The 22,364-nt window shown below is 66.7% G+C and carries 29 protein-coding genes; 17 read left to right on the top strand and 12 right to left on the bottom strand.

Annotated features, from left to right (window positions below; all coding sequences use genetic code 11):
* Positions 1-9 precede the first annotated feature (9 nt).
* From ACPVPU_RS04845 to ACPVPU_RS04790, 12 genes are all read left to right on the top strand, one after another.
* Positions 10-1,551, top strand: coding sequence for a flagellar hook-length control protein FliK (locus tag ACPVPU_RS04845; protein WP_448659845.1), 1,542 nt, complete (start codon positions 10-12; stop codon positions 1,549-1,551).
* Between the two features lie 18 nt (positions 1,552-1,569).
* Positions 1,570-2,184, top strand: a complete 615-nt coding sequence (locus ACPVPU_RS04840; RefSeq protein WP_448659844.1) for a flagellar basal body-associated FliL family protein — start codon at positions 1,570-1,572, stop codon at positions 2,182-2,184.
* Between the two features lie 6 nt (positions 2,185-2,190).
* A complete protein-coding gene (locus tag ACPVPU_RS04835; protein ID WP_448659843.1) occupies positions 2,191-3,141 on the top strand; it encodes a flagellar motor switch protein FliM in 951 nt (316 codons plus the stop codon).
* Positions 3,138-3,434 (top strand): flagellar motor switch protein FliN, encoded by a 297-nt coding sequence (gene fliN / locus ACPVPU_RS04830; RefSeq protein WP_448659842.1) that lies wholly within the window; start codon positions 3,138-3,140, stop codon positions 3,432-3,434. Before ACPVPU_RS04835 ends, fliN begins: the two co-directional genes overlap by 4 nt.
* Entirely contained in the window at positions 3,434-3,682 is a 249-nt protein-coding gene (locus ACPVPU_RS04825; protein ID WP_448659841.1) for a flagellar biosynthetic protein FliO, read from the top strand. Before fliN ends, ACPVPU_RS04825 begins: the two co-directional genes overlap by 1 nt.
* Before the next feature lie 61 nt (positions 3,683-3,743).
* Entirely contained in the window at positions 3,744-4,517 is a 774-nt protein-coding gene (gene fliP, locus ACPVPU_RS04820; RefSeq protein ID WP_448660418.1) for a flagellar type III secretion system pore protein FliP, read from the top strand.
* A gap of 119 nt (positions 4,518-4,636) precedes the next feature.
* Positions 4,637-4,906 (top strand): flagellar biosynthesis protein FliQ, encoded by a 270-nt coding sequence (gene fliQ, locus ACPVPU_RS04815; protein WP_448659840.1) that lies wholly within the window; start codon positions 4,637-4,639, stop codon positions 4,904-4,906.
* 123 nt (positions 4,907-5,029) lie between these two features.
* Entirely contained in the window at positions 5,030-5,803 is a 774-nt protein-coding gene (gene fliR, locus ACPVPU_RS04810; protein ID WP_448659839.1) for a flagellar biosynthetic protein FliR, read from the top strand.
* A complete protein-coding gene (locus tag ACPVPU_RS04805; protein ID WP_448659838.1) occupies positions 5,803-6,939 on the top strand; it encodes an EscU/YscU/HrcU family type III secretion system export apparatus switch protein in 1,137 nt (378 codons plus the stop codon). The genes fliR and ACPVPU_RS04805 overlap by 1 nt, the downstream gene beginning before the upstream one ends.
* A 56-nt stretch (positions 6,940-6,995) precedes the next feature.
* On the top strand, positions 6,996-8,363 hold the full coding sequence (fliD, locus tag ACPVPU_RS04800) for a flagellar filament capping protein FliD (protein WP_448659837.1): 1,368 nt from the start codon (positions 6,996-6,998) through the stop codon (positions 8,361-8,363).
* A gap of 6 nt (positions 8,364-8,369) precedes the next feature.
* Positions 8,370-8,762, top strand: coding sequence for a flagellar export chaperone FliS (gene fliS / locus ACPVPU_RS04795; protein ID WP_448659836.1), 393 nt, complete (start codon positions 8,370-8,372; stop codon positions 8,760-8,762).
* A 42-nt stretch (positions 8,763-8,804) separates the two neighbouring features.
* Complete coding sequence (locus ACPVPU_RS04790) at positions 8,805-9,344, top strand: NADPH-dependent FMN reductase (RefSeq protein ID WP_448659835.1); 540 nt, start codon at positions 8,805-8,807, stop codon at positions 9,342-9,344.
* Positions 9,345-9,359: 15 nt separating this feature from the next.
* On the opposite strand, the gene ACPVPU_RS04785 is transcribed toward ACPVPU_RS04790, so the two are convergent.
* The 5 genes from ACPVPU_RS04785 to ACPVPU_RS04765 form a co-directional block, all read right to left on the bottom strand.
* Complete coding sequence (locus tag ACPVPU_RS04785; RefSeq protein WP_448659834.1) at positions 9,360-9,695, bottom strand: PilZ domain-containing protein; 336 nt, start codon at positions 9,693-9,695, stop codon at positions 9,360-9,362.
* A 75-nt stretch (positions 9,696-9,770) separates the two neighbouring features.
* Entirely contained in the window at positions 9,771-10,700 is a 930-nt protein-coding gene (locus tag ACPVPU_RS04780) for an electron transfer flavoprotein subunit alpha/FixB family protein (protein ID WP_448659833.1), read from the bottom strand.
* Complete coding sequence (locus tag ACPVPU_RS04775; RefSeq protein WP_448659832.1) at positions 10,697-11,464, bottom strand: electron transfer flavoprotein subunit beta/FixA family protein; 768 nt, start codon at positions 11,462-11,464, stop codon at positions 10,697-10,699. Before ACPVPU_RS04775 ends, ACPVPU_RS04780 begins: the two co-directional genes overlap by 4 nt.
* 174 nt (positions 11,465-11,638) lie before the next feature.
* Positions 11,639-12,838 (bottom strand): ADP-forming succinate--CoA ligase subunit beta, encoded by a 1,200-nt coding sequence (sucC, locus tag ACPVPU_RS04770; protein WP_448659831.1) that lies wholly within the window; start codon positions 12,836-12,838, stop codon positions 11,639-11,641.
* Between the two features lie 110 nt (positions 12,839-12,948).
* Positions 12,949-13,215: a hypothetical protein gene (locus tag ACPVPU_RS04765; protein WP_448659830.1), complete on the bottom strand. Its 267-nt coding sequence runs from the start codon at positions 13,213-13,215 to the stop codon at positions 12,949-12,951.
* A gap of 62 nt (positions 13,216-13,277) precedes the next feature.
* Here ACPVPU_RS04765 and ACPVPU_RS04760 point away from each other — a divergent pair, with 62 nt between their 5' ends.
* Genes ACPVPU_RS04760 through ACPVPU_RS04750 form a run of 3 tightly spaced genes read left to right on the top strand, consistent with a single transcriptional unit; the run spans position 13,278 to position 14,970 of the window.
* Entirely contained in the window at positions 13,278-13,808 is a 531-nt protein-coding gene (locus ACPVPU_RS04760) for a sterol desaturase family protein (RefSeq protein ID WP_448659829.1), read from the top strand.
* Complete coding sequence (locus tag ACPVPU_RS04755) at positions 13,805-14,227, top strand: hypothetical protein (RefSeq protein ID WP_448659828.1); 423 nt, start codon at positions 13,805-13,807, stop codon at positions 14,225-14,227. The genes ACPVPU_RS04760 and ACPVPU_RS04755 overlap by 4 nt, the downstream gene beginning before the upstream one ends.
* Complete coding sequence (locus ACPVPU_RS04750) at positions 14,224-14,970, top strand: sulfite exporter TauE/SafE family protein (RefSeq protein ID WP_448659827.1); 747 nt, start codon at positions 14,224-14,226, stop codon at positions 14,968-14,970. The genes ACPVPU_RS04755 and ACPVPU_RS04750 overlap by 4 nt, the downstream gene beginning before the upstream one ends.
* Positions 14,971-14,976: 6 nt before the next feature.
* Here ACPVPU_RS04750 and ACPVPU_RS04745 read toward each other — a convergent pair whose 3' ends face one another.
* Together ACPVPU_RS04745 and ACPVPU_RS04740 are read right to left on the bottom strand one after the other, a co-directional pair.
* Positions 14,977-15,354, bottom strand: a complete 378-nt coding sequence (locus ACPVPU_RS04745; protein WP_448659826.1) for a glycine zipper 2TM domain-containing protein — start codon at positions 15,352-15,354, stop codon at positions 14,977-14,979.
* A 95-nt stretch (positions 15,355-15,449) separates the two neighbouring features.
* Positions 15,450-15,764: a glycine zipper 2TM domain-containing protein gene (locus ACPVPU_RS04740; RefSeq protein ID WP_448659825.1), complete on the bottom strand. Its 315-nt coding sequence runs from the start codon at positions 15,762-15,764 to the stop codon at positions 15,450-15,452.
* A 60-nt stretch (positions 15,765-15,824) separates the two neighbouring features.
* Between ACPVPU_RS04740 and ACPVPU_RS04735 the strand changes: the two genes are divergently transcribed.
* Positions 15,825-16,331, top strand: coding sequence for a cupin domain-containing protein (locus ACPVPU_RS04735; protein ID WP_448659824.1), 507 nt, complete (start codon positions 15,825-15,827; stop codon positions 16,329-16,331).
* A gap of 690 nt (positions 16,332-17,021) precedes the next feature.
* On the opposite strand, the gene ACPVPU_RS04730 is transcribed toward ACPVPU_RS04735, so the two are convergent.
* Genes ACPVPU_RS04730 through argH form a run of 5 tightly spaced genes read right to left on the bottom strand, consistent with a single transcriptional unit; the run spans position 17,022 to position 21,647 of the window.
* Positions 17,022-17,975, bottom strand: a complete 954-nt coding sequence (locus ACPVPU_RS04730; protein WP_448659823.1) for a zinc transporter ZntB — start codon at positions 17,973-17,975, stop codon at positions 17,022-17,024.
* Complete coding sequence (locus ACPVPU_RS04725; RefSeq protein ID WP_448659822.1) at positions 17,972-18,763, bottom strand: NAD(P)-dependent oxidoreductase; 792 nt, start codon at positions 18,761-18,763, stop codon at positions 17,972-17,974. Before ACPVPU_RS04725 ends, ACPVPU_RS04730 begins: the two co-directional genes overlap by 4 nt.
* Positions 18,748-20,013, bottom strand: a complete 1,266-nt coding sequence (gene lysA, locus ACPVPU_RS04720; protein WP_448659821.1) for a diaminopimelate decarboxylase — start codon at positions 20,011-20,013, stop codon at positions 18,748-18,750. Before lysA ends, ACPVPU_RS04725 begins: the two co-directional genes overlap by 16 nt.
* Positions 20,014-20,025: 12 nt before the next feature.
* Positions 20,026-20,271 carry a hypothetical protein gene (locus ACPVPU_RS04715; RefSeq protein ID WP_448659820.1) on the bottom strand — a complete coding sequence of 82 codons (246 nt, stop codon included), beginning with the start codon at positions 20,269-20,271 and terminating at the stop codon, positions 20,026-20,028.
* On the bottom strand, positions 20,268-21,647 hold the full coding sequence (gene argH, locus ACPVPU_RS04710; RefSeq protein ID WP_448660416.1) for an argininosuccinate lyase: 1,380 nt from the start codon (positions 21,645-21,647) through the stop codon (positions 20,268-20,270). Before argH ends, ACPVPU_RS04715 begins: the two co-directional genes overlap by 4 nt.
* Positions 21,648-21,687: 40 nt before the next feature.
* Between argH and ACPVPU_RS04705 the strand changes: the two genes are divergently transcribed.
* Positions 21,688-22,260, top strand: coding sequence for a TlpA family protein disulfide reductase (locus tag ACPVPU_RS04705; protein WP_448659819.1), 573 nt, complete (start codon positions 21,688-21,690; stop codon positions 22,258-22,260).
* The last annotated feature ends 104 nt before the right edge of the window (positions 22,261-22,364 follow it).

Here is a 22,364-nt window from a genome sequence, read left to right as displayed (position 1 = left end):
CCGATCGGCATGGGACTTGAACCGATGCCGAACCTGTTGCCATCTTTTGTCGCCAATCCTGCCAGCCCTGCCGCTGGCGGCATGCCTGCGTCGGTCAGTGGCGATCAGGGCCGCGAATTTGCGGGCGTGATCGAAAGGCTCGTCCGGCAATCCCCCTTTGTCATCCGCAACAATGCAGCGTCCGTCGCCATCCCCGCAATCGCAGCGGGACGGCAAGATTTTGCCGCCACCGGCAATGATCTGCCGCTGGCGATGGCTGCGGCCCCGGACTGGGCGCTGCAAGCACCGTCGCCAGTCCAGCCGATCGCCATTGCGGAAGCGTCGCTCGACGACGCGCCCGACCAGCTGGACAGAGCAGTTGAAGAGGCGTCCGAACCGGCGGCGACCGATACGAACGCATCTCTCCCCGACGAGGCCGTCGCCGTGACCCGTGAGTTGCCGACCGCATCGATGCAGGCATTGCCGCTGCCACCCCAACCCTTGTCCCTGCCGACACCGGCCACGCGGGATGCCGCGGCGAACACGACAGACACTGCTCTTCCCGATGCGGTGACGGGTCCGTCGTCCGATCCTGCATCCGCTCCTCAGCCGCTCGCTTTTCCGGCTCGGCCCGGCCAGCTCGATACGCCCCCGGCATCAGTGCCGCTTCCCGCGTTCGTGCCGCAGGATGTCGCCGCCAATGGCGAGGGTCCGAAGCCAATGGCTATCACGGCTGATGCGGCCGATTCGACCGGCGGCAGTGTGCTGCGACCGGCGACGGAGCCTGTCGCCGCCCCCGCCCCGCGGCGCCAGGAACCGACCGCACGCGTGCCGGTGCCGCTATCGACCGGCGCGATGCCGACCGTGGCGGCCGGATCAGCGCCGATGCGCGGTCCCCGCTTGCCGTCGTTGCCGGTGGTATCAGCGGCAGCGGCCGAAAATGCCAACCCCGAACCGGCTCAGCCGCTACCGGCCCCGGCGGTGTTGCGCGTCGATGGGTCGATCGCCCCGGCAGCGGCGCTGTTCGCCGACCGGATCGCCGCCGCCGTGCAGGACCATGCGCTTCGCCGGACGGCGGTATTGCCCGCGACCGGCATCGACACCGCATCGATCCTGGCGCCCGCCGTCGATCCCTCGGCCACGCCCGCCACGCCGGTTGTCGCGCCCGCCGCGCCTGCTCTGGATCTGGATGCCCGCGAATGGATGACGTCGATGATCGACCGCATCGAAACGCTGCGCAGCGAGGGGCGACAAGAAATACGAATCCGGCTGACGCCCGACGCGCTGGGGGCCGTCGACATCCGGCTGGTCGAACGCGACGGCGAAACCGAGGTACGGATCAGCGCCGATCATGCCGCCGCCCGCGCCACCCTTGCCGAAGCCGCGCCCAAGCTGGCCGAGCTTGCCGAAGCCCGGGGCCTGCGACTGAGCGCGCAGATGCAGGACGGGGATCGCCACTCGCATGGCCGACCACCCAATCCATCACCGCAGACGCAGCCAGTTCGGCCCGCGCCTGCCCAATCCAGCGTGCTGGCCGAGGCGGAAGCCCGGCCGGACGACCGCATTGCCTGACCGGGGAAGGACTGAACCATGAGTGACACCAAGACGACCGAGGATGCGCCCAAGAAGAAAAAGGGCGGCGCGATGAAATGGGTGCTGATCGGCGTCGGCGTGCTGGTGCTCGCCGGCGGCGGCACCGGCGCTGGCCTGTATTTCGGCGGCTTCATCGGCGGCGGCGATCACAGCGCCGAAGCATCCGGCCCGAAACTGGTGCCCCATTCCGAACAGAAGCGTGCCGAGGCCGCCAAGGAAGGCGGCGAGGGCGAAGGCGAAGGCGGCGGCGAGGGCGGCGGCATGCCGACGCCCAAGGGCGAAGGCGGCGATCAATATGCCAGCAACTATTATGCGATGGAAAAGGAGTTCACGTCGAACCTGCGCGACAGCGTGCATTTCATCCAGGTCGGTGTCGCCGTTTCCACCCCCTATGACGACACCGTCATCAACAACCTGAAGACCCATGAAATCGCGGTTCGCTCGGCCATCCTGATGGCTTTGGGCGAAACCGACGAGGATCAGGTGTTCACCGCCCAGGGCAAGACCCAGCTTCAGCGGCGACTGACCAAGGCGATCAACGATACGCTGAAGGAAAAAGAGGGCTTTGGCGGCGTTGGTAACGTCTATTTTACCAATTTTATCGTTCAGTGAACGTCGATGGTTAACGACGCTTCACCTTCTTTGGAAACGGATCGGCGCAGCCGGCCGCGCATTGCGGCCGAACATGCGCTGGCGCTGGGCATTTCCAACGTCAATCCGTTCGGCGATCTGCACACGCTGCAGCATCTGTCGGCACGCTTTGCCCGGTCCTTGCGGGGCGTGTTCGAACCGATGCTGCGGCGCGCGGTGCGCAGCTGGGCGGAGCCGGTCGAGGTGGAGCGTTTCGGCCAGTATCGCGCCAACCGCGAAATGGGCCTGACCGCATGGCTGCCGGTCGCGATGACCCCGGATGGCGGCCAGGCGCTGATGGTCGTGCCCGGCCGCTTTGCGCTTGAATTGCTCGACCTGTTCTTCGGCGGCTTCGGCGACGCGCCGCACAGCCTGCCGACGGAATTTTCCCCGGCAGCCGAAGCGGTGATCCGCCGCATGGCCGCATCCATGTGCGATCCGCTGGCCCATGCCTGGGAACCGGTCGCCCGGATCGGCTTTACGCCCGGCAATATCGAGATCAACGCCGCGATGCTCTCCAGCATCGACAGCGAGGATCCGGTGATCGTCACCCGGTTCGGCATTGCCGCCGATGGCGGGCACCCGGCGATGATCGACATCCTCTATCCCGTCGCCGCATTGAAGCCCCACGGGCCGTCGCTGACCGCAAAGGTCCACGGCAAGTCCGCCGAACCCGATGCACGCTGGCTGGCCGGGCTGACCCGCGCTGCCATGGGCGTGCGCTTCCCCGTCCGTTCCGTCCTGGCCGAACCGAGCATTTCGCTCGGCAAGCTGATGGAGCTGAAGGAAGGCGACATCATCCCGATCAGCTTCGGCCCCAACGTCCCCGTCATGGTCGGCAACCGCCGCCTGGGTGCGGGCACCGTCGGCACTGCCAATGGCCATGCGGCCATCCGCCTCACTTCCATCGAACCCCTGCCTGAAGAGGATTTCCAATGAACGCGATCACCGGGGACTTTCCCGTGGACGGCGCCGTCGCAGCCAATTTCCGGCTGCTCCAGGACGTGGACGTCCGGCTGACGGTGGAGATCGGTTCGACGCAGCTGACCCTGCGCGAGCTGCTGGCGCTCGGCGAATCCAGCGTCATCGAACTGGACCGTCAGGCGAACGAGTTGCTCGACGTGTTCGTCAATGGCACGCTGATCGGCCGGGGCGAAGTCGTAACCGTTGGCGACCGCTTCGGCGTGCGCATGACCGAACTGGTATCCCCTGAAAAGCGGGCCGCCCGCTGATGATGTGGGAATATATCCTGAAACTGGTGGTGCTGCTGCCCCTGGTCTGCGGCCTTTTGGTCGGCAGCCTGTGGCTGTGGCGCAAGCTGGAGGCGCGGCTGCCCGGCCAGCCTACCGACCGCCGGATCCAGGTGAAGGAGACCATGATGGTCTCGCCGGGCACGCGGCTGGCCGTCGTGGAGTTCGAGGGGCGGACGCTCCTCCTTTCCGTCGCTCGCAGCGGCGTCACCCTGATCGACAAGGTCTGAACCGATGACGGCTCTTGTCCTTGATCGTGCGCGGCGCATCCCCGGTTGGGTGCTGACGCTCATGACCTTTCTGGTCACAGCAACCGTGCTGCTGATCGCGGATCCGGCCAGTGCCGCCGCCGTAACGCCGCCGGTGGCCCCGGCCGCGCCGGGTGCGGGCGATGCCATCGACCGGGCGCTTGGCGACCTGGGCGGCGGCGATGCACCGCTCAGCCTGTCGCTGCAGGTGCTGATCATCATGGGCCTGCTGACGGTCCTGCCCAGCATCCTCTTGATGATGACCAGCTTCACCCGCATTCTGATCGTGCTGTCGATCCTGCGCCAGGCGCTTGGACTGCAACAGACGCCGCCCAATCAGGTGCTGATCGGCCTGTCGCTGTTCCTGTCCTTTTTCGTGATGGCTCCGACCATCGAGCGGATGAACACCACGGCGATCCAGCCCTATGCCGAAGGGCGGATCGGCGCGACGCAGATGATCGAGGATGCGGGCAAGCCGCTTCACGCCTTCATGATGGCGCAGACCCGGCAAAAGGACATCAAGCTGTTCGCCGACATGGCCAAGGTCGGGCCGTTCCAGAATACCGCCGATGTCCCCTTCTCTGTCCTGCTGCCCGCCTTCATCACCAGCGAACTGAAGACCGCGTTCCAGATCGGCTTTCTGATCTTCCTGCCCTTCATCATCATCGACCTAGTCGTCGCCACCGTGCTGATGAGCCTGGGCATGATGATGCTGTCGCCGACCATCATCTCGCTGCCCTTCAAGCTGCTCCTCTTCGTCCTGGTCGACGGCTGGATGCTGACGATGGGCAGCCTGGCCAACAGTTTCGTCACTTGAAGAAGAAGACCCTCACCCTTCCCGCCGCTTCCCTCTCCCGCTCGCGGGAGAGGGAGGGAGGGGCGCAGCCCCGGAAGGGTGAGGGCCTTCCTTGTTCAGCCATTTCTAGGATTTGACCGATGGAATCCGATTATTTCATGTCCGTCGCGCGGGAGGCGCTTTGGGTGCTGGCGCTGGCCGCGACGCCCATCCTGATCCCCGCGCTGCTCTCTGGCCTGATCCTCGGCATGATCCAGGCGGCGACCTCGATCAACGAACAGACACTCAGCTTCGTGCCCAAGCTGGCGATCGTCGGCGTCTCGCTGGTCGTGTTCGGCGGCATGATCCTGACCCTGCTCGGCGATTTTACCGTCAGCATCTTCGAACGCATTCCGGAGCTCGTGCGATGACCCCCTGCCCGGCCGTCGCGCCCGCCCCCACCGGCTCGCTGCCTTTTCCCGGCCAGCGTCACATCGTGTTGCCCCCGCTGCTCGCACCCGCTAGCGCGAAGGAACGCCGGACGCTGCACTGACATGCTCGGCTTCGGCCTCTCGATCGAGCCGCAGCTCTGGACGTTGATCTTCAGCATGGTCCGGATCGGCGCCGCGTTCCTCGCCGCGCCCATCTTTGGCGCGGTCGCGGTGCCGGTGCAGGTGCGTGTCATCCTGTCCGCCGCCATCGGCATTTTGACGCTGAACGTCACCACCGTGCCCGCGCCGACCGAAATCTTCGCGCTCACCACCTTCCTCGCCATCGGTGCCGAGGCGCTGATCGGCCTTGCACTGGGCTTCGTGCTCCAGATCGCCTTTGCCGCACCGCTGGTTGCGGCCGAAACCATCGGGATGAGCATGGGCATCGGCTTTGCCGCCGCCGTCGATCCGCAGAACGGCCAGCAAAGCCCGGCGCTGGGCAATTTCCTGTCCGTGCTGTTGACCCTGTTGTTCCTGTCGGTCGACGGACACCTGATCCTGGTCGACCTGATCGTGCGCAGTTACGTGGTGATGCCGCCGGGCGTGTCGTGGCTGGCTCCCGAACGGCTTCAGGATATCGCCCTGTTCGGTGGCTATGCCTTTAGCGCCGGGCTGCTGCTCGCCCTGCCCGTCGGGTTCCTGCTGCTTTGCATGAACGTCGCGGTGGGAATGCTGTCGCGCTCCGCCCCGTCGCTCAACCTGTTCGCCGTTGGCCTGCCCGCCAGCCTGCTGGTCGGGGTCATCGCACTGTTCGTCGCGCTGCCCGCGATGAGCGATTACATGCTCGTCATCGCCCGCGAGGGACTTGATGCCACGCAAGGCCTGGTGTTCGGCTGATGGCTGAGAGCGCTGGCGAACGGACAGAAGCACCAACCCCAAAGCGCCGCCAAAAGGCGCTGGACGACGGCGATGTCCTTAAATCCCAGGATCTGAACGCCGCCATCGTCATCCTGGCGGGATGTCTGTGGATGGCGATGCTCGGCCCGTCCCTGCTGGGCGCGTGCAAGGAATTGATGCGTGCCAGCTTCGCCTTCGGACGCGGCGAGATCGAGGATTTTCAGCCCTGGCAACCGATTGTCGAGGCGGGGTGGAAGATCGCCCCAGCGCTTGGCGGCCTGCTTGCGCTGACGGCGTTGGCCGCGATCGGCGCACAAGCCGGGATCGGCGGACTGCGCTTCAACGGCAAGCTGTGGGCGCCCAAGGGCAACCGGATGAACCCGGCATCGGGCCTTAAGCGCATCTTTGGACCCCAAGGCTGGATCGAACTTGGCAAATCGCTTTTGAAGGCGATCCTGCTCGGCAGCATCGGCGGGACCATCCTCTGGTCGGCCGCCCATCAGATGACGGGCCTGCTTACCACCGACATTGCCGGCGCCACCGGCGCATTGGGCGACACCTTCATTCTGCTCGTCTTCGCGATGGCGGCTGGCCTCACCGCGATCGCCGCCATCGACCTGCCCATTGCCATGATCCGGCGGATGAACCGGATGAAGATGTCGAAACAGGAGATCAAGGACGAGCATAAGGAGGCCGAGGGCAACCCGGAGAACAAGGCCGCCCAGCGCCAGCGCCAGCGCCAGATCCTGAAGGGCGGCTTCCGCAAGTCGGTGGCGGAGGCGCATGTCGTCCTGACCAACCCGACCCATTTCGCGGTCGCGCTACGCTATCTGCCGGGACAGGATATGGTGCCCGTCGTCGTTGCCAAGGGCCGCGGCGATACTGCGCTCGCCATCCGCGAACTGGCGGCAGAGCTGGGCAAGCCGGTGCTGGAATCCCCCACCCTGGCCCGTGCGGTCTATTACACCAGCCGCGAGGGGCAGGAGGTGCGCGACGACCTGTACATGGCGATCGCCACCGTGCTCGCCTTTATCTTCAACCTGAATGCGGATGCGCGCGGCACCCTGCCCGATATCGATGTGCCGAGCACCGCCTGGTTTGACGAAAACGGCAATCAACTGGCCGCAAAACCCTAAGCATTGCCCGCATCCGGTCGTTCTGCGGACTGGTGCGGCGTAAAGCGGAGTAAGCCATGGAATCGATCACCAAGACGCTGGGCACCGGGTCGGGCATCGACACGACTGCGCTGGTGACCGCACTGGTCGATGCGCAGTTCGCCGCGAAGAACGCCTCGATCGAACAACGCCAGGAAACGCTGACGTCGCAATTGTCGCTGATCGCCCAGCTGAAAAGCGGGATCAGCGGATTTTCGACCGCGCTGTCCCAATTGGTCAGCGGCGGCACGCTGACCACCCAGGCGACCAGCAGCAATACCGGCATCGTGCGGGCAACCAGCCTGAACGGTGCGTCGATCACTGGCCTGAACAACAGCGTCGAGGTGCGCCAGCTTGCTTCGGCCCAAGTGGCGTTCAGCGATCCGGTCGCCGATGCCAGCGCTGCGGTGGGCCAGGGCGTGCTGTCGATTCAGGTCGGCACCGGTGCCGCCATCGACATCACCATCGATGCAAGCAACGCATCGCTGACCGGCATCCGGAATGCCATCAACACCGCCGGTGCCGGGATCACCGCATCCATCGTCAGCGACAGCCAGGGCGCGCGGCTGGTGCTGAAGGGCGCGACCGGCGAAGCCAGCGCCTTCACCATGAGCGTGACCGAAGACCCCGCCGTCCCCGGCCTGTCGGCGCTGGCGGTGAACGACGGCACCACCGGGATGCAGTTCGGCACCCGCGCCGCCGATGCGATCGTCGCGGTCGACGGCGTGGCGGTGCGCCGCACCGGCAACAACATCACCGATCTGATCCCCGGCGTGCGGCTCGACCTGGTTTCCGCCAGCACGGGGACGCAGGTGGCGATCGGCGCATCGCCCCAGACCGACGCCCTGCGCCAGGCGGTCAACGATGTCGTCGCCACCTATAACGACCTCTACGCATTGCTGACGGAGGCGACCGATCCGATCTCCGGGCCGCTGCGTGCCGATCCGGGCGCGCGCAGCATGATGCAGGAACTGCGCAACCTGACCTTGCGCCAACTGACCCCCGCCGATGGGAATGCACCGCGCACGCTGGCCGAACTGGGCGTGGCGACCGGCCGCGACGGCACACTCAGCGTCAACAGCGCGACGCTGAACCGGGCGCTGACTAGCTATCCGGAAACGGTCGGCCGGATGTTCGCCGCCGGGTCGGGCGGGCTATCGGGCGCCCTGTTCGCCATCTCCACTGCGGCGACCAGCCGGTCGACCGGGCTCGGTGCTTCGGAACAGCGCTATACCCGGCTTCAGTCCGCATTGGCCGACGAACAGGTAAAGGCGACGGAACAGGCAGAGGCAGCACGCACCCGCATGACCCGCCAGTTCGCCAGCATGGATGCCCGCGTCGCCGCCTATAAATCCACGCAAAGCTTCCTGACGCAACAGATCGACGCATGGAACGCTCAGCGCTGATCCGGCATGAGCATTGCCTTTCGCCTCGCCAATCCGGAGCAGGTCTACCGCTCCGTTGATCTTGCCGGCCGCACCGGCGGGGCCGATCCCCATGCGCTGGTCACGTTGCTGTACGACGAATTGATCCGTGCCCTCACGACCGCTGCCTGGGCCACCGACAACCGCAATTTCCGGATCAAGAGCGAACGCGTCACCCGCGCCATCGCCATCCTGTTCGCGCTGGAGGCGGGGCTGGACTTCGAACAGGGTCGCGACGTGTCGCGCACGCTGGCGACGCTATATGCCGGTCTGCGCCAACAGGTCGTCGATGCCAGCATCGGCAATGATTCCGCGCCATTTCGTGCCGTTGCCGCCGATCTTCAGGAAATTGCCGAGGCGTGGCGATCCGTCCGGGCCTGAACGGGCTGGAAAGCATCGCACCATTGGTTTAGCGCGGCGGGCATGAGCCAGCCGCACATCGTCGCCATCGGGGGCACGCTTCGCCCGCAATCGGGTACGGCCGCCGCCCTGGCGCGCGCGCTGGCCGCTGCCGAACGGTCGGGCGCGCGCACCACGCTGTTGACCGGTCCGGCGATCGACTTTCCCAATTTCGACCCGGAAACGGCCCTGGCGAATGACGCGATCTGCGCCTTTGTCGATACGATCCGGTCGGCCGACGGCCTCGTCATCGGCTCCCCCGGCTATCACGGCACCTTGTCGGGACTGGTCAAGAATGCGCTGGATCATGTCGAGCTGACCCGGGGCGACGCCCGCGTCTATTTCGACGGGTTGCCGGTGGGCATTATCGCAACGGCGGCGGGATGGCAGGCTGCCGTTTCGACCATGCAGACGCTACGCACCGTGGTCCATGCCCTGCGCGGCTGGCCGACGCCGATGGGGGTCGCCATCAATACGGTGGGGCCCGGCGACTGGCTTGCCGATGCGGGCGGCTCGATCGATGTGATGATGGCGCAGGTGATGCAGTTCGCACGACCGCGCTGACCCGATCCGCAGCGATCAGCGCAGTGGCGATGCCTGGCTGATATGTTCGACCACGGCAGGATGCAGCGGCACGTCGAACCGGATGCCAGCTTCCTTGTCCCCGATCCAGCGGACTTCGCCGACAAAGGGCTGGAACCCCGGCAACCGGACGAACACCCGCTCGCCGATCTGCATCGATTTGGACGTGACGAGGCGGCAACCGCTGATCGACAGGTCCTGCAATACCGCCGCGAACCGCCCATGGGCTGTGGTACGCATGGCCGCGCTCATCACGACGGACCGCCGCTTGTGGCGGCGTCCGTCGATGGACGGGATCGGCACGGGGCCGACATGGCAAACCATATTCAGCATGGCTGGCGCATTCTGCAACCAAGCCACTGAAAATCCGGTTAATTCCCGTCCGATCGATGGGCGACGGCAAATCGCCTATAGTTTTTCGGTGAGTTCCGGCACCAGGGTGAACAGGTCGCCGACCAGTCCGATGTCTGCGACCTGGAAGATGGGGGCGTCCTCGTCCTTGTTGATGGCGATGATGGTCTTGCTGTCCTTCATCCCGGCCAGGTGCTGGATGGCGCCGGAGATGCCGATGGCGAGATAGACCTCCGGTGCGACGATCTTACCGGTCTGGCCGACCTGATAGTCGTTGGGGACATAGCCTGCGTCCACCGCCGCGCGGGATGCGCCGACCGCGGCGCCCAGCTTGTCGGCGAGCGGCTCGATCAGCGCCTGGAACTGCTCGCCGGAGCCGAGCGCCCGGCCGCCGGACACGATGATCTTCGCGCTGGTCAGCTCGGGCCGCTCCGACTGGGCAAGCTCGGCGGACACGAAGCTGGACAGGCCCGCATCGCCCGTGGCGGCGGCGGGCACCACCTCGGCCGAGCCGCCGTCCCGCGCCGCCTTGTCGAACGCGGTGCCGCGCACCGTGATCACCTTCTTCGCATCGCTCGACTGGACGGTGGCGATGGCGTTGCCGGCATAGATCGGCCGGGTGAACGTGTCGGCACTCTCCACCGACAGCACGTCGCTGATCTGCATGACGTCCAGCAGGGCTGCGACCCGCGGCGCGATGTTCCTGCCCGTCGTGGTCGCAGGGGCCACGAACGCATCGAACCCGCTCATCAGCCCGGCGATCAGCGGCGCGACATTCTCGGCCAGCGCATGGCCATAGGCCGCGTCATCGGCCAGATGCACCCTGGCAACGCCCGCGATCTTCGCCGCTTCGTCCGCGACCGCAGCACAGCCCTCGCCCGCGACCAACAGATGCACCTCGCCCAGCTTCGACGCGGCAGTGACCGCACTCAGCGTCGCATCCTTCACGACCTGACCGTCATGCTCGACCCATACCAGCACGCTCATGCCGCAACTCCCATCGCCTTCAGCTTCTCGACCAGTTCATCGACGCTCGCCACCTTGATCCCCGCAGTCCGCTTCGGCGGCTCGGCAACGCTCAGCGTGGTCAGCCGCGGGGTCACGTCGACGCCGTAGTCCTCGGGGGTCTTGCTGGCCAAGGGCTTGGACTTGGCCTTCATGATGTTGGGCAGGCTCGCATAGCGCGGCTCGTTGAGGCGCAGGTCCGTGGTCACGATCGCAGGCAGCGTGAGCCGCACCGTCTCCAGCCCGCCATCCACCTCGCGGGTCACGGTGACGGCCCCTGCCCCGGCCTCCGAGCCGGGGTCCACCTCGACCTTGCTGGCGAACGTCCCCTGGCCCCAGCCGGTCAGCGCCGCCAGCATCTGGCCCGTCTGGCCCATGTCGCCGTCGATCGCTTGCTTGCCCAGGATCACCAGACCCGGCTGCTCCTCCTTCACGATCCCGGCCAGGATCTTCGCCACAGCCAGCGGCTCCACCACCGTCTCGCTCAGCACATGGATCGCCCGGTCCGCCCCCATCGCCAGCGCCGTGCGCAGCGTCTCAACGCACTTCGCCTCGCCGATCGAGACCACCACCACCTCGGTCGCCGCACCCCGCTCCCGCAGCCGGATCGCCTCCTCGACCGCAATCTCGCAAAACGGGTTCATGCTCATCTTCACATTCGACAGATCCACACCAGACCCGTCAGCCCGCACCCGAGGCTTCACATTGTAATCAAGCACCCGCTTGACCGGTACCAACAGCTTCATTCCGCATTCCTTTTCGTGCAGCAGTTTTCAGCGGCAATCTCTGGCGTCAAAATGGCGCTTGGGCGTCGGCTTCGCAAGTCCGGTACGGAATCCTTGGCCCCTTGCACCGCCGATATGCCAGGGGCCGGAACATCGCTGTCCCGGCCCCCGTCCGTTCCGATGCGCTGGCCCCGATCAGGCCGCGTTCTTGACCTCGGCGACGATCTTTTTGGCGGCATCGCCCAGATCGTTGGCCGGCACGATCGCCAGGCCCGAATTGGCCAGGATCTCCTTGCCCTGCTGAACATTCGTCCCTTCCAGCCGGACGACGAGCGGAACCGACAGGTTCACTTCCTTGGCCGCCGCCACGATGCCTTCGGCAATGACGTCGCAGCGCATGATGCCGCCAAAGATATTGACCAGGATGCCCTTCACCGCCGGATCGCTCAGGATGATCTTGAACGCCGCCGTCACCTTTTCCTTCGATGCGCCGCCGCCCACGTCCAGGAAGTTGGCCGGGAACATGCCGTTCAGCTTGATGATGTCCATCGTCGCCATGGCCAGGCCGGCGCCATTGACCATGCAGCCGATGTCGCCGTCGAGCTTGATGTACGCCAGGTCGTACTTCGACGCCTCCAGCTCCATCGGGTCCTCTTCGGTCTCGTCGCGCAGTTCCATCAGGTCCGGGTGACGGAACATCGCGTTGCCGTCGAAACCGACCTTGGCATCGAGCACCATCAGCTTGCCATCGTCGGTGACGGCGAGCGGATTGATTTCGATCTGCTCGGCATCGGTGCCCAGGAACGCGTCATAGAGCTTGGCCGCGACCTTTGCGGCCTGCTTGGCAAGGTCGCCCGACAGGCCGAGCGCGGCGGCAACGGCGCGGCCGTGATGCGCCTGGAATCCGGTCGCGGGATCGACCGAGAAGCTGTGGATCTTCTCCGGCGTGTCATGCGCGACGGTTTCGATGTCCATGCCGCCCTCGGTCGACACGACGAAGCCGATCCGGCCGCTGGCCCGGTCGACGACCAGAGCCAGATAGAATTCCTTGGCGATGTCGACGCCGTCGGTGACATAGAGGCGGTTGACCTGCTTGCCGGCTTCGCCGGTCTGGATGGTCACCAGCGTGTTGCCCAGCATTTCGGTGGCCGCGTGGCGCACTTCGTCCTCGGTCTTGGCCAGGCGGACGCCGCCCTTTGCATCGGGGCCGAGTTCCTTGAACTTGCCCTTGCCGCGCCCGCCGGCATGAATCTGCGCCTTCACGACAAAAAGCGGTCCGGGCAACTTCTTCGACGCCTCGACGGCTTCCTCGACGGTCAGTGCGGCAAAGCCGGCAGGGACCGGCACACCGAACTTCGCCAGCAGTTCCTTGGCCTGATATTCATGGATGTTCATGCGCGTGCCCTTTCAGTGTTCAAGGGGTCGGATCGAATGCGCCACGCTTAAGCACAGGCTCCGCCCTGAATCCACCCCCAGCGCTTGCAGTTGCGATGCAGTCGCAAAAATTATCCCGCAACAGCACAGATGGTCGCCGAACTGCTGGTCACCGTCCAGATTTCTGGATCGCCTAGCGCCCGCACCCGGCGCAGAAACTGGTCGAGCGATGCCGCATCCCGTGCCGTGGGCAGGTCGCCCATCCGCCGCAACTGTGCCAGGTTCAACCGGTCGACCATCCGTTCGGCCATGCAGGCGGACAGCGGACGCGGCAGCCCCGCATTCACCAGGCCGGCGCGCAATCGCGCCTCCGGCACGGCGCAGCCGGAGAGGAGCATGGACGAAAGCCCTAAGGCGACAAGGCTCGCAATGCGCACGGCGCGGCGCTATATCGCCGCCCATGAACGTTGCAATTGGAATAGTCGCGTTTTTGGCCACCGTCGCCGCGATGGAGGGCTTTGCCTATGTCATGCACCGCTGGGTGATGCACGGCCCCGGCTGGTTCCTGCACAAGAGCCATCATGAGCCGCGTGAGGGCAATTGGGAGCTCAACGACCTGTATTTCGTGATCTTCGCCATGCCGTCGATCCTGTTGATGATCGGCGGCCTCTATCTCGGCTGGAACCCGGTGACGATCTGGATCGGCGCGGGCATCGCGGCCTATGGCATGATCTATCTGGGCTTTCACGATTTCATCGTGCACCGGCGCATTCCGATCCGGTACATCCCCAAATCCGCCTATATGAAAAAGATCATTTCCGCCCACCGGCTGCATCATGCCGTCGAGACGAAGGCGGGGACGGTCAGTTTCGGCTTCCTGATCGCCCCGGAACCCGAAGTGCTGAAGGCGCAGCTGCGTGCGCGCGGCAATGCGGGCGTGCGGCAGGCGACTGCCAAGCGCCGGGCCAAGCTGGATGAAATGAGCGCGTGAGGGGCGCGGCCGATTGGGCCGGGCGCACGCTGTTCCTGATCCTGTCGGGCATGGCGACCTATGCCGTGATGATGGCGATGCTGTCGATCGGCAGCGAGCTGCGGCAGCCGGACGGAACAGGCGACGGCAACCGCGTCACGGCCCCGACCGCGACCGCTGACCGATCCCGAGCGGAACGCCGGGCGACACCCCTCACCCGACCAAGGTCAGGCGACACCGGTGCCGACAGTCCCCGCCCCGGCGCTGCCGGAACGCCGGCGGTCGCAGCGACGATTGCGCCTGATCCTGAACTCGCCCGCTGGGCAGAAGCGCTGACCTGGGCGGTTTTGGCGCTTGCCGGCTTTGCGGCGGCGGGGGTGATCGTGCTGTTGAAGATCACCGCCCAGCTGGCGCGGATCGCGGGCGCGCGCGCGCTTTGATCTCCGATCCATGGTTCTGGGCGGCGGCGCTGCCCGCCGTCATGCTGCTCGGCCTGGGCAAGGGCGGCTTTGCCGGCGCAGGATCGCTCAGCCTGCCCATGATCGCCCTGGTGATCGATCCGGTGCTGGCAGCCGCCATCCTGCTGCCGATCCTGATCGTGCAGGACGCGGTGAGTGTCTGGGCATTCCGGCGCAACGTCGATTGGCGGGTGATCCGCTGGACCCTGCCCGGTGCAGCGGCGGGAATCGGGCTCGGCTGGCTGTTCTCTGCACGCGTGTCGGCAGAGGGCGTGCTGGCGATGGTCGGGGCCATTTCGATCCTGTTCGGAACATGGCGGCTGTGGCTCGAACGGCGCGGACCCGTGGCGGCCCGTCCGATGGTGCCGGGATTTGCGGCAGCGATGGGCGTTGCATCCGGTTTTACCAGCCACGTCGCCCATGCCGGTGCGCCGCCGTTCCAACTGGTGGTGATGCCGATGAAACTGGCACGCGACACCCTGGTCGGAACGACGGCGGTGTTTTTCGCGCTGGTCAACTGGATCAAGGTGCCGGGCTATATCGCGCTTGGCCAATTCGGCCCGGCAGCGCTCACGAGTGCGGCAGCATTGATGCCAGTGGCGATCGCTTCGACCCTGGCAGGCGTATGGCTCGTGCGGCGGGTACCGCACGAGCCATTTGAACGCGCCATCTACTGGCTGATGATCGCCGTTGGCATCAAGCTCGTCTTGGACGGCCTGGCCTGACGTCGGTCAGCGACAGCGGGCCTCGCCGCGATCGATCTGCTGACCGATCACCGCACCCGCAGCACCGCCCAGCACCGAACCCAGCGTCTTCGAACCGCCCGGCGCAATCACGTTGCCCAGCACGCCGCCAGCCAGGCCGCCGACGATCAGGCCAGCGGTGCCGTCGTCGCGACGGCAGTAATATCGACCGTCCCGACCCCGGAACACCGCGTCGTTGCGACCCAGACGACGCTCGGAATAGCGCGGATCGTCGCGGTAGTAGCGGGCGGCATCCCAATCGCCAGCACCGCCGGCATAACGGGGGCCATAGGGGTCGCCATATTGGCTGCAGGCGCCAAGCGACGCCGCCGAAACCGCGATTGCCGCGGCCAGCATCTTCTTCATCGATTTTCTCCGGTTGTGGCGGATGGAGAACGGGCGGGAAGCCGTTTGGCTCCCCGCCCGCTCAAGCTTTTCCGATCAAGCGGCGTTACCGCCGATCAGCGGCAGCGCGAACCCGCCCGTTCGATCTCGCGGCCAGCGACGGCACCGGCGGCTGCACCCAGCAGGGTCCCTACGGTACGGTCGCCGCGCGTATCGATGGTCCGGCCGACCAGCGCACCGGCGACGCCGCCAACCACCAGGCCGGTGGTGCCATCGGGCTTGCGGCAATAGCGGCGACCGTCACGACCGCGCCATTCGCGGTACTTGTAGCGGCCCTCGCGTGCTTCGACGCTGGCATCCGGGGTCGGCACGACGGCCGCAACAGGCAGAGCGACCGAAAAAGCGGCAGCAGCCAGGATAAGGTTACGCATTGGTCTTCTCCCTTCAAATCTCGTTACGAGCACCAAACGCCGCATCTGCGGCATGGTTGCATGAACCGATTGACAGAAACGGCGGATTTCAGCCATTTCCCGTTTCGCCAATCGTTGCATCGGGATCTGACAGGGCGCGCTTTTATGGTGGATGAATGGGTTCGTCAGTATTCGTTACGACCGCATCCAGAGGGCGGCTGGTTCCGCGAGACGTGGCGAAAGGACGATGAAACGAATCCCAGAGGCATGGCGACGGCCATCATCTATGCACTGGCCGGGGGTGGCCGATCGCACTGGCACCGCGTCGACGCCGATGAACTGTGGTTCTGGCATGGCGGATCGCCGCTTCGACTGATGATCGCGCCGGACGAGCATGGCCCGGTGCAACGCATCGTGCTTGGCGCGGACCCCTCGCTTGGCTATCAGCCGCAATGGCTGGTGCCGGCGGGCTGGTGGCAGGCGGCAGAGGCCGGGCCGCTTGGCGCGCTGGTCAGCTGCGTGGTGGTGCCGGGCTTCGACTTTGCCGGGTTCGAGCTGGCCGCTCCCGGTTGGGCACCGCAGGGCTGAGCCCCGACACTTATTCCCGTTATCCACAAGACTCACAGGCGCACGGTGTCGAATCGGGCTTGGTCCGACTCGCGCCGGGTGAGACGATCCATGCATCAAGACGGCGATAGAGCAGCGGGAAACCGAAGCAAAATCAACGGATTGGGGCTCGATACCGGCTGCTGGTGGCGAAAGCAAACCGCAGGACAGGGTCAAGCCGGACCGGACGATAGGGTCCAGACGGATGTGCGGTCGTGGCTCAGGTCAGGGCGGGGCATCCGGGATCCGAAGGACGGTTCAGCCGCAGACGGCGAAGGCCGGCTGGGGCAGGCCGATGAAGGGCAGGTGGTTTGCTGATCCACACCATGCGGTTACGCGTGGCGGGAACGGGCACCGGCGGCTCCACTCTCGGCCAAAAGCGGACGGGAAAGCGCAAGCCCGAACGTCCGCTGGCCGTCACAGACCTTGGCGCGGGTTCACTCGAACGCAAGCCGATGTGCAGTGGCGACCGCGACGCCGGTCGGGCATGGGCCGAAAGGCAGATGGCGACAGGCGATGCCGCCAGGCATCCGACAGGTCTGCCCGGAAGGGTGCGACGGTAGGATCAGGCGACATGGGGGGCTGGCAGCGATGCCGGCCCCCTTTTGATTCGCCGCTCGCTCGATGGCACTGCACTGATTGACCAGCCGCCAGCCTCACCCAGCCTTCGGATCAATCCCTGAACCAGTGCCGCCGGGCGAAATAGGCAGCGATGGCGACCGCCAGCACGGCGCAAACGCCGACCACGCCCCAGAATGCCCAGGGTTCGCGGGCATAGGGTATGCCCTCGACATTCATGCCCAGCAGGCCCGTCAGGAAGGTGAGCGGCAGGAACACCATGGCGACGATGGAGATGACCAGTGCCCGCTGATCGATCTGTTCGGCGCGCAGGTCGGTCAGCGTTTCGTGCAGCAAGGCAGCGCGTTCGCGGATCGCCTCCAGCTCCTCGGCCATGCGGGCGGCGCGGTCTGCGGCGTCGGCAAGATGCAGCCGGTCATCGGGTGCCAGCCATTCGGCGGGCAGTGCCGCCAGCCGCTCGAGCGCATCCCGCTGGGGTGCCAGGAACCGGCGATAGCCGATGGCCCTGGCCCGCACCTTGCCCACCGACCGGCGCAGCGCAAACAGGCGGCGCTGGTCCAGTCCCTCTTCGCAATCGTCCAGTTCGTCGCCCAGATCGACGACGACCGGGTCGAGTTCGGCGGTGATCGCATCGGCAAAGGCGGCGATCAGATCGCCCGGATCCTTGACCTGCCCGCCCTTCACCTCGCCGCAGACCGTATCCACCGCCGTCATCGGCAACCGGGTGACCGAAAAGACGCGGTTGCCCCGCGCGAACAGCCGCACGGACGCGAACGGATCCGACATCGAATCCATGGCGGGCGACAGGCCGCGCAGGTTGATGAGCGCCCCGTCGTCCAGCGCATCGCAGCGCGGTCGGGTTTCCGTGGCGGTCAGCGCGTTGATCGCAGCTTCGGGCAGGTGCGCCCGGTTCGCCAGCCAGTCCAGCGTGTCATCCCCGTCCCGGTCCAGATGCACCCAGACCAACGGACCGGCCGCAGCCAGCGCCGCGTCGCGGTCCATTCCCTCGACCGTCCCGGTTTCTGTCAGCGCCAGGGCATGGGTCATGGCGCCATCGCCAGATCGATCCACAGGCCGTCGGGCGCGTCGGCGGGCGGCGCGCTCGTTGCCTGCCGCACGGCGTCGGCGCGGGCACGGTCCAGGATGGTGGCGGGCACATCGGCGCGGTGAGTCACCCGGTCGGCACTTGCCAGCAACCGCGCTTGGCGAAGGGTAAGGTCGTCGGGATCGCCACTGGCCAGCGTGAACGCGAACAGTGCGGGCGCGGGGCGGGAAAGCATCCCGCTCGCCCAGCGATCCACCCGGTCGGCGCTGCCTGCGCTCAATGGGTCGATCGGCCCGCTCGCCGCCAGTGCCGCCGCCAGCGCCCGTCGCCGCTCGCCCCCATCGGCCAGCCGGGCTTTCAGCACGCGGCGCGCGCGGCCCAGCCCTTCGGCCAGCCGCCCCAGATCGGCGGGGATGATCGCTTCCAGCCGCTGGCGCAGCGCCGCCGCAAGGCCAGCCGAGGCGCCACCCGTCGAAATGGCGATCAGCACCGGCGACCGGTCGATGATCGCGGGAAGCGTGAAATCGCACTGGTCGGGCCGGTCGACTGCGTTGATCAACACGCCGCGCGCCCGCAGCGTAGCAATCGCAGTCATGGCCTCCGCTTCATCGTCGATGGCCACCACAGCCAGCCGGGCACACGGATGATCGATCGTCGCGACGATCGCACCTGCCCGTTCCAGCAGCCGCCTTTTCGCGTCCGCCGCCTCCCCCTGCCCCGCCAGGATGACCGGGCGGCCCGCCAGCTTCATCAGCATGGGCAGGCCATTCAGGATCATGCGGTCAGCCATTCCGGCACCCGCTCGGCGGCCATCACGGTGCCAGCGGCGATCCGGTCGGCCACCACTGCATATTGGTCGCCGTTGACCAGTACCTCCGGCACCAGGTCGCGGCTGTTATAGGTGCTGGCCATGGTCGCGCCGTACGCGCCTGCCGTCCGCAGCACGGCCAGGTCGCCGCGCGCAACCGCGTCGATCTCCCGCCCCATGGCAAAGGTATCGCCGCTTTCGCACACCGGCCCCGCAATGTTCGCCGTCATCCGCTCGCCCGTCGGGCGCACGGCGACGAAATCGTGATAGGCGTCATAGAGCGCGGGCCGCATCAGATCGTTCATCGCGGCATCGACGATGACATAGGGGTTGGCGACGCCGGGCTTGACCCACAGAACCTCGGTCATCAGCACGCCGGCATTGCCCGCGATCACCCGCCCCGGCTCGAACATCAGCGTGACGTCCCAGCCGCGGGTCACCCCTGCCACCATCGCGCCATATTCGGCGGGGCTGGGGAAAGCGTCGCCGGGGCGATAGGGAACGCCCAGCCCGCCGCCCAGATCGACATGAGTGACACTGTGCCCGGCGCCGCGCAGTTCGGCGACCAGCTCGCCGATCTTCACATAAGCATCGCGCAGCGGCTCCAACGTGCCCAGCTGGCTGCCGATATGACAGGCGACACCGCGCAGGTTCAGCCCCGGCAACGGGGCCAGCCGGTCAAAGATCGTGCGCGCATCGCTGATCGGCAGGCCGAACTTGTTCTCCGCCTTGCCGGTGGAAATCTTGGCATGGGTGCGCGCATCCACGTCCGGATTGACCCGGATCACGCACGGCGCGCGCAGGCCCCGCTCGGCAGCCAGGCGGGACAGGACGACGCCCTCCTCTTCCAGCTCCAGGTTGAACTGGCCGATCCCCGCCTCCAGCGCGGCGATCAGCTCGCGCTCGGACTTGCCGACGCCGGAAAACACGATCTCAGACGGGGCTACCCCGGCGGCGATGGCGCGGTACATCTCGCCCGCCGACACGACATCCGCACCGAAACCCTGATTGGCCAGGACGCGCAGCACGCCCAGATTTGGATTGGCCTTGATCGCAAAGGCGATATGCACCGGCGCCTCGACGGCGCTCAGCCCCTCACGAAACACCTGTGCATGGCGCTCGAACGTCGCCTGGGAATAGACGTAGCATGGGGTGCCGACCTCGGCCGCGATGCGTGCCAGCGGCACATCCTCGGCATAAAGTTCGCCGTCGCGATAGGTGAAATGATCCATGGGTCTACTTGTTCAGCGAGAGGGGGGCAGGTCGAACGGATCGGCGGGGCGATCCTCCGACTGGGTCAGCGTCTGATCCCCGCGTTTGGGCCGGGCGTCGATCGGCGGCTTGGTCAGGTCGGCCGGCGCGGGTGTGGCGACCGCGCCATAGGGTGCGACGGGCAGCGATTGCCCCTCGGCCGGGCGCAGGTCGCGCTTGGCGCCGCAGGCCGACAGGGCAAACGCTGCTGCCGCCAGCGTCAGAATCGTCCGGCTCATCGTCCCTGTTCCTCCATCCTCGCCCGCGCCGCCGCAATCGCCTCGCGTACACGCACGGGCGCGGTGCCGCCATGGCTGGTGCGGCTGGCGACCGATGCATCGACGCTCAGCACGTCATAGACGCGCGCGTCGATCCGCGGGTCCACGCCCGTCAGCGTCTCGAGCGGCAGTTCGTCGAGCCGACATCCAGCCGCCTCCGCCGCCGCCACGGCACGGCCTGTGATATGGTGCGCCTCGCGGAACGGCACGCCCGCCTCGCGCACCAGCCAGTCGGCCAGATCGGTGGCGGTCGCAAACCCGCTTTCGGCCAGCGCCCGCATCCGGTCCGTGCGGAACGTCGCGCTTTCTACCATGCCCGTCATCGCCGCGATCGACAGCGCCAGCAGGTCGTGCGCCTCGAACACCGGCGGCTTGTCGTCCTGCATGTCCTTGGAATAGGCGAGCGGCAGGCCCTTCATGGTGATCATCAGGCTGGTCAGGCATCCGATGATCCGCCCGGAATGGCCGCGCACCAGTTCCGCCGCATCCGGGTTGCGCTTCTGCGGCATGATCGAGCTGCCGGTCGACCATTGGTCCGATAGGCGGACGAAGCCGAAGGGCTGGCTGGCCCAGATGATGAATTCCTCCGCCAGCCGCGACAGGTGCAGCGACGCCTGAGCCGCCGCCATCAGGTAATCCAGCGCGAAGTCCCGGTCGGACACCGCATCCAGCGAATTGTCGGTCGGCCCGTCAAAGCCGAGCGCTGCCGCCGTCCGGTGGCGGTCGATGGGAAAGCCGGTCCCCGCCAGCGCCGCGCTGCCCAGCGGACAGCGGTTCATCCGCACCCGCGCATCGGCAAAGCGACTGCGGTCGCGGGCGACCATCTCGACATAGGCCATCAGGTGATGGCCCAGCGTCACCGGCTGCGCGCTCTGCAAATGGGTGAAGCCCGGCATCACGCTGTCGGCATGTTCCTCCGCCCGCGCCAGCAGCCCCCGTTGCAGCGCGGCCAGCCCGGCATCCACCGCATCGATGGCGTCGCGCACCCACAGGCGGAAATCGGTCGCCACCTGGTCGTTGCGGCTGCGCGCGGTATGCAGCCGCCCGGCGACGGAGCCGACCTTTTCGGCCAGCCTCGCCTCGGTCTGCATATGGATGTCTTCCAGCGCCAGATCCTCGGCGACGCCGTTCGCTGCATAATCCGCCGCGACCTGATCCAGCCCCTCGGCGATGGTCGCCGCATCCTCCGCCGCCAGAATGCCGGTCGCGCCCAGCATCTCGACATGCGCCCTGGATCCCGCCACATCCTGTTGCCACAGCCGCTTGTCGAACGGGATGGAGGCATTTATCTCCCGCATCACCGCCGACGGTCCCTCGGCAAAGCGCCCGCCCCACATGGCGTTCGCGCCGGCGGCAACAGGAGTATTCGATTTGGTCATGCGCTTGGGCGTCCTGCCTGTTCTGATCGTCGCGGCGGCAATCGGCGGCTGCGATAGGCAATCCGGGGACGCGGGGCAAGGCGCACCGACCGAAGCGGCCAGCGGCAATGCGGCGGGCGCAGCCGAGGCCAAGGGGACGCTCGACCGCTCGCAGGTCGGCACGGCGGCCCCCGATTTCGCTTTTACCGGGCCGGACGGCAAGCCGACGACCCTGGCGGCGTTCCGGGGCAAGCCGGTGCTGGTCAACCTCTGGGCCACATGGTGCGCGCCCTGCGTCGCCGAAATGCCGACGCTCGACGCGCTCGCCAAGCGCGAGGCGGGCAAGCTGGCCGTGCTGACCATCAGCCAGGACATGGACGGCGCGGACAAGGTGAACCCCTATCTCGCCAAGGCCAAACTGGCCAACCTGCCCCCCTATCTGGACCCCGACCTGCGCTTCTCGGTCGGCCTCAACGCCAGTCTGCCGACGACGCTGCTCTATGATGCCGAGGGCAAGGAAGTGTGGCGTTTCGTCGGCCCGATGGACTGGTCCGGGGCGGAAGCGGCGAAGCTGATCGCCGAGGCGAGTTGAGAACAGACCGTCCCCCCAGCAAAAGCTGGGGCCTTAAGCGGCTGGCGGACGTGCACCGCTTGAGATGCCAGCCTTCGCTGGCATGACGGTCGCTTGTCCATCCC

Source organism: Sphingomonas paludis, from assembly GCF_053502515.1.
This window is presented reverse-complemented; position numbering and strand designations above follow the sequence as displayed.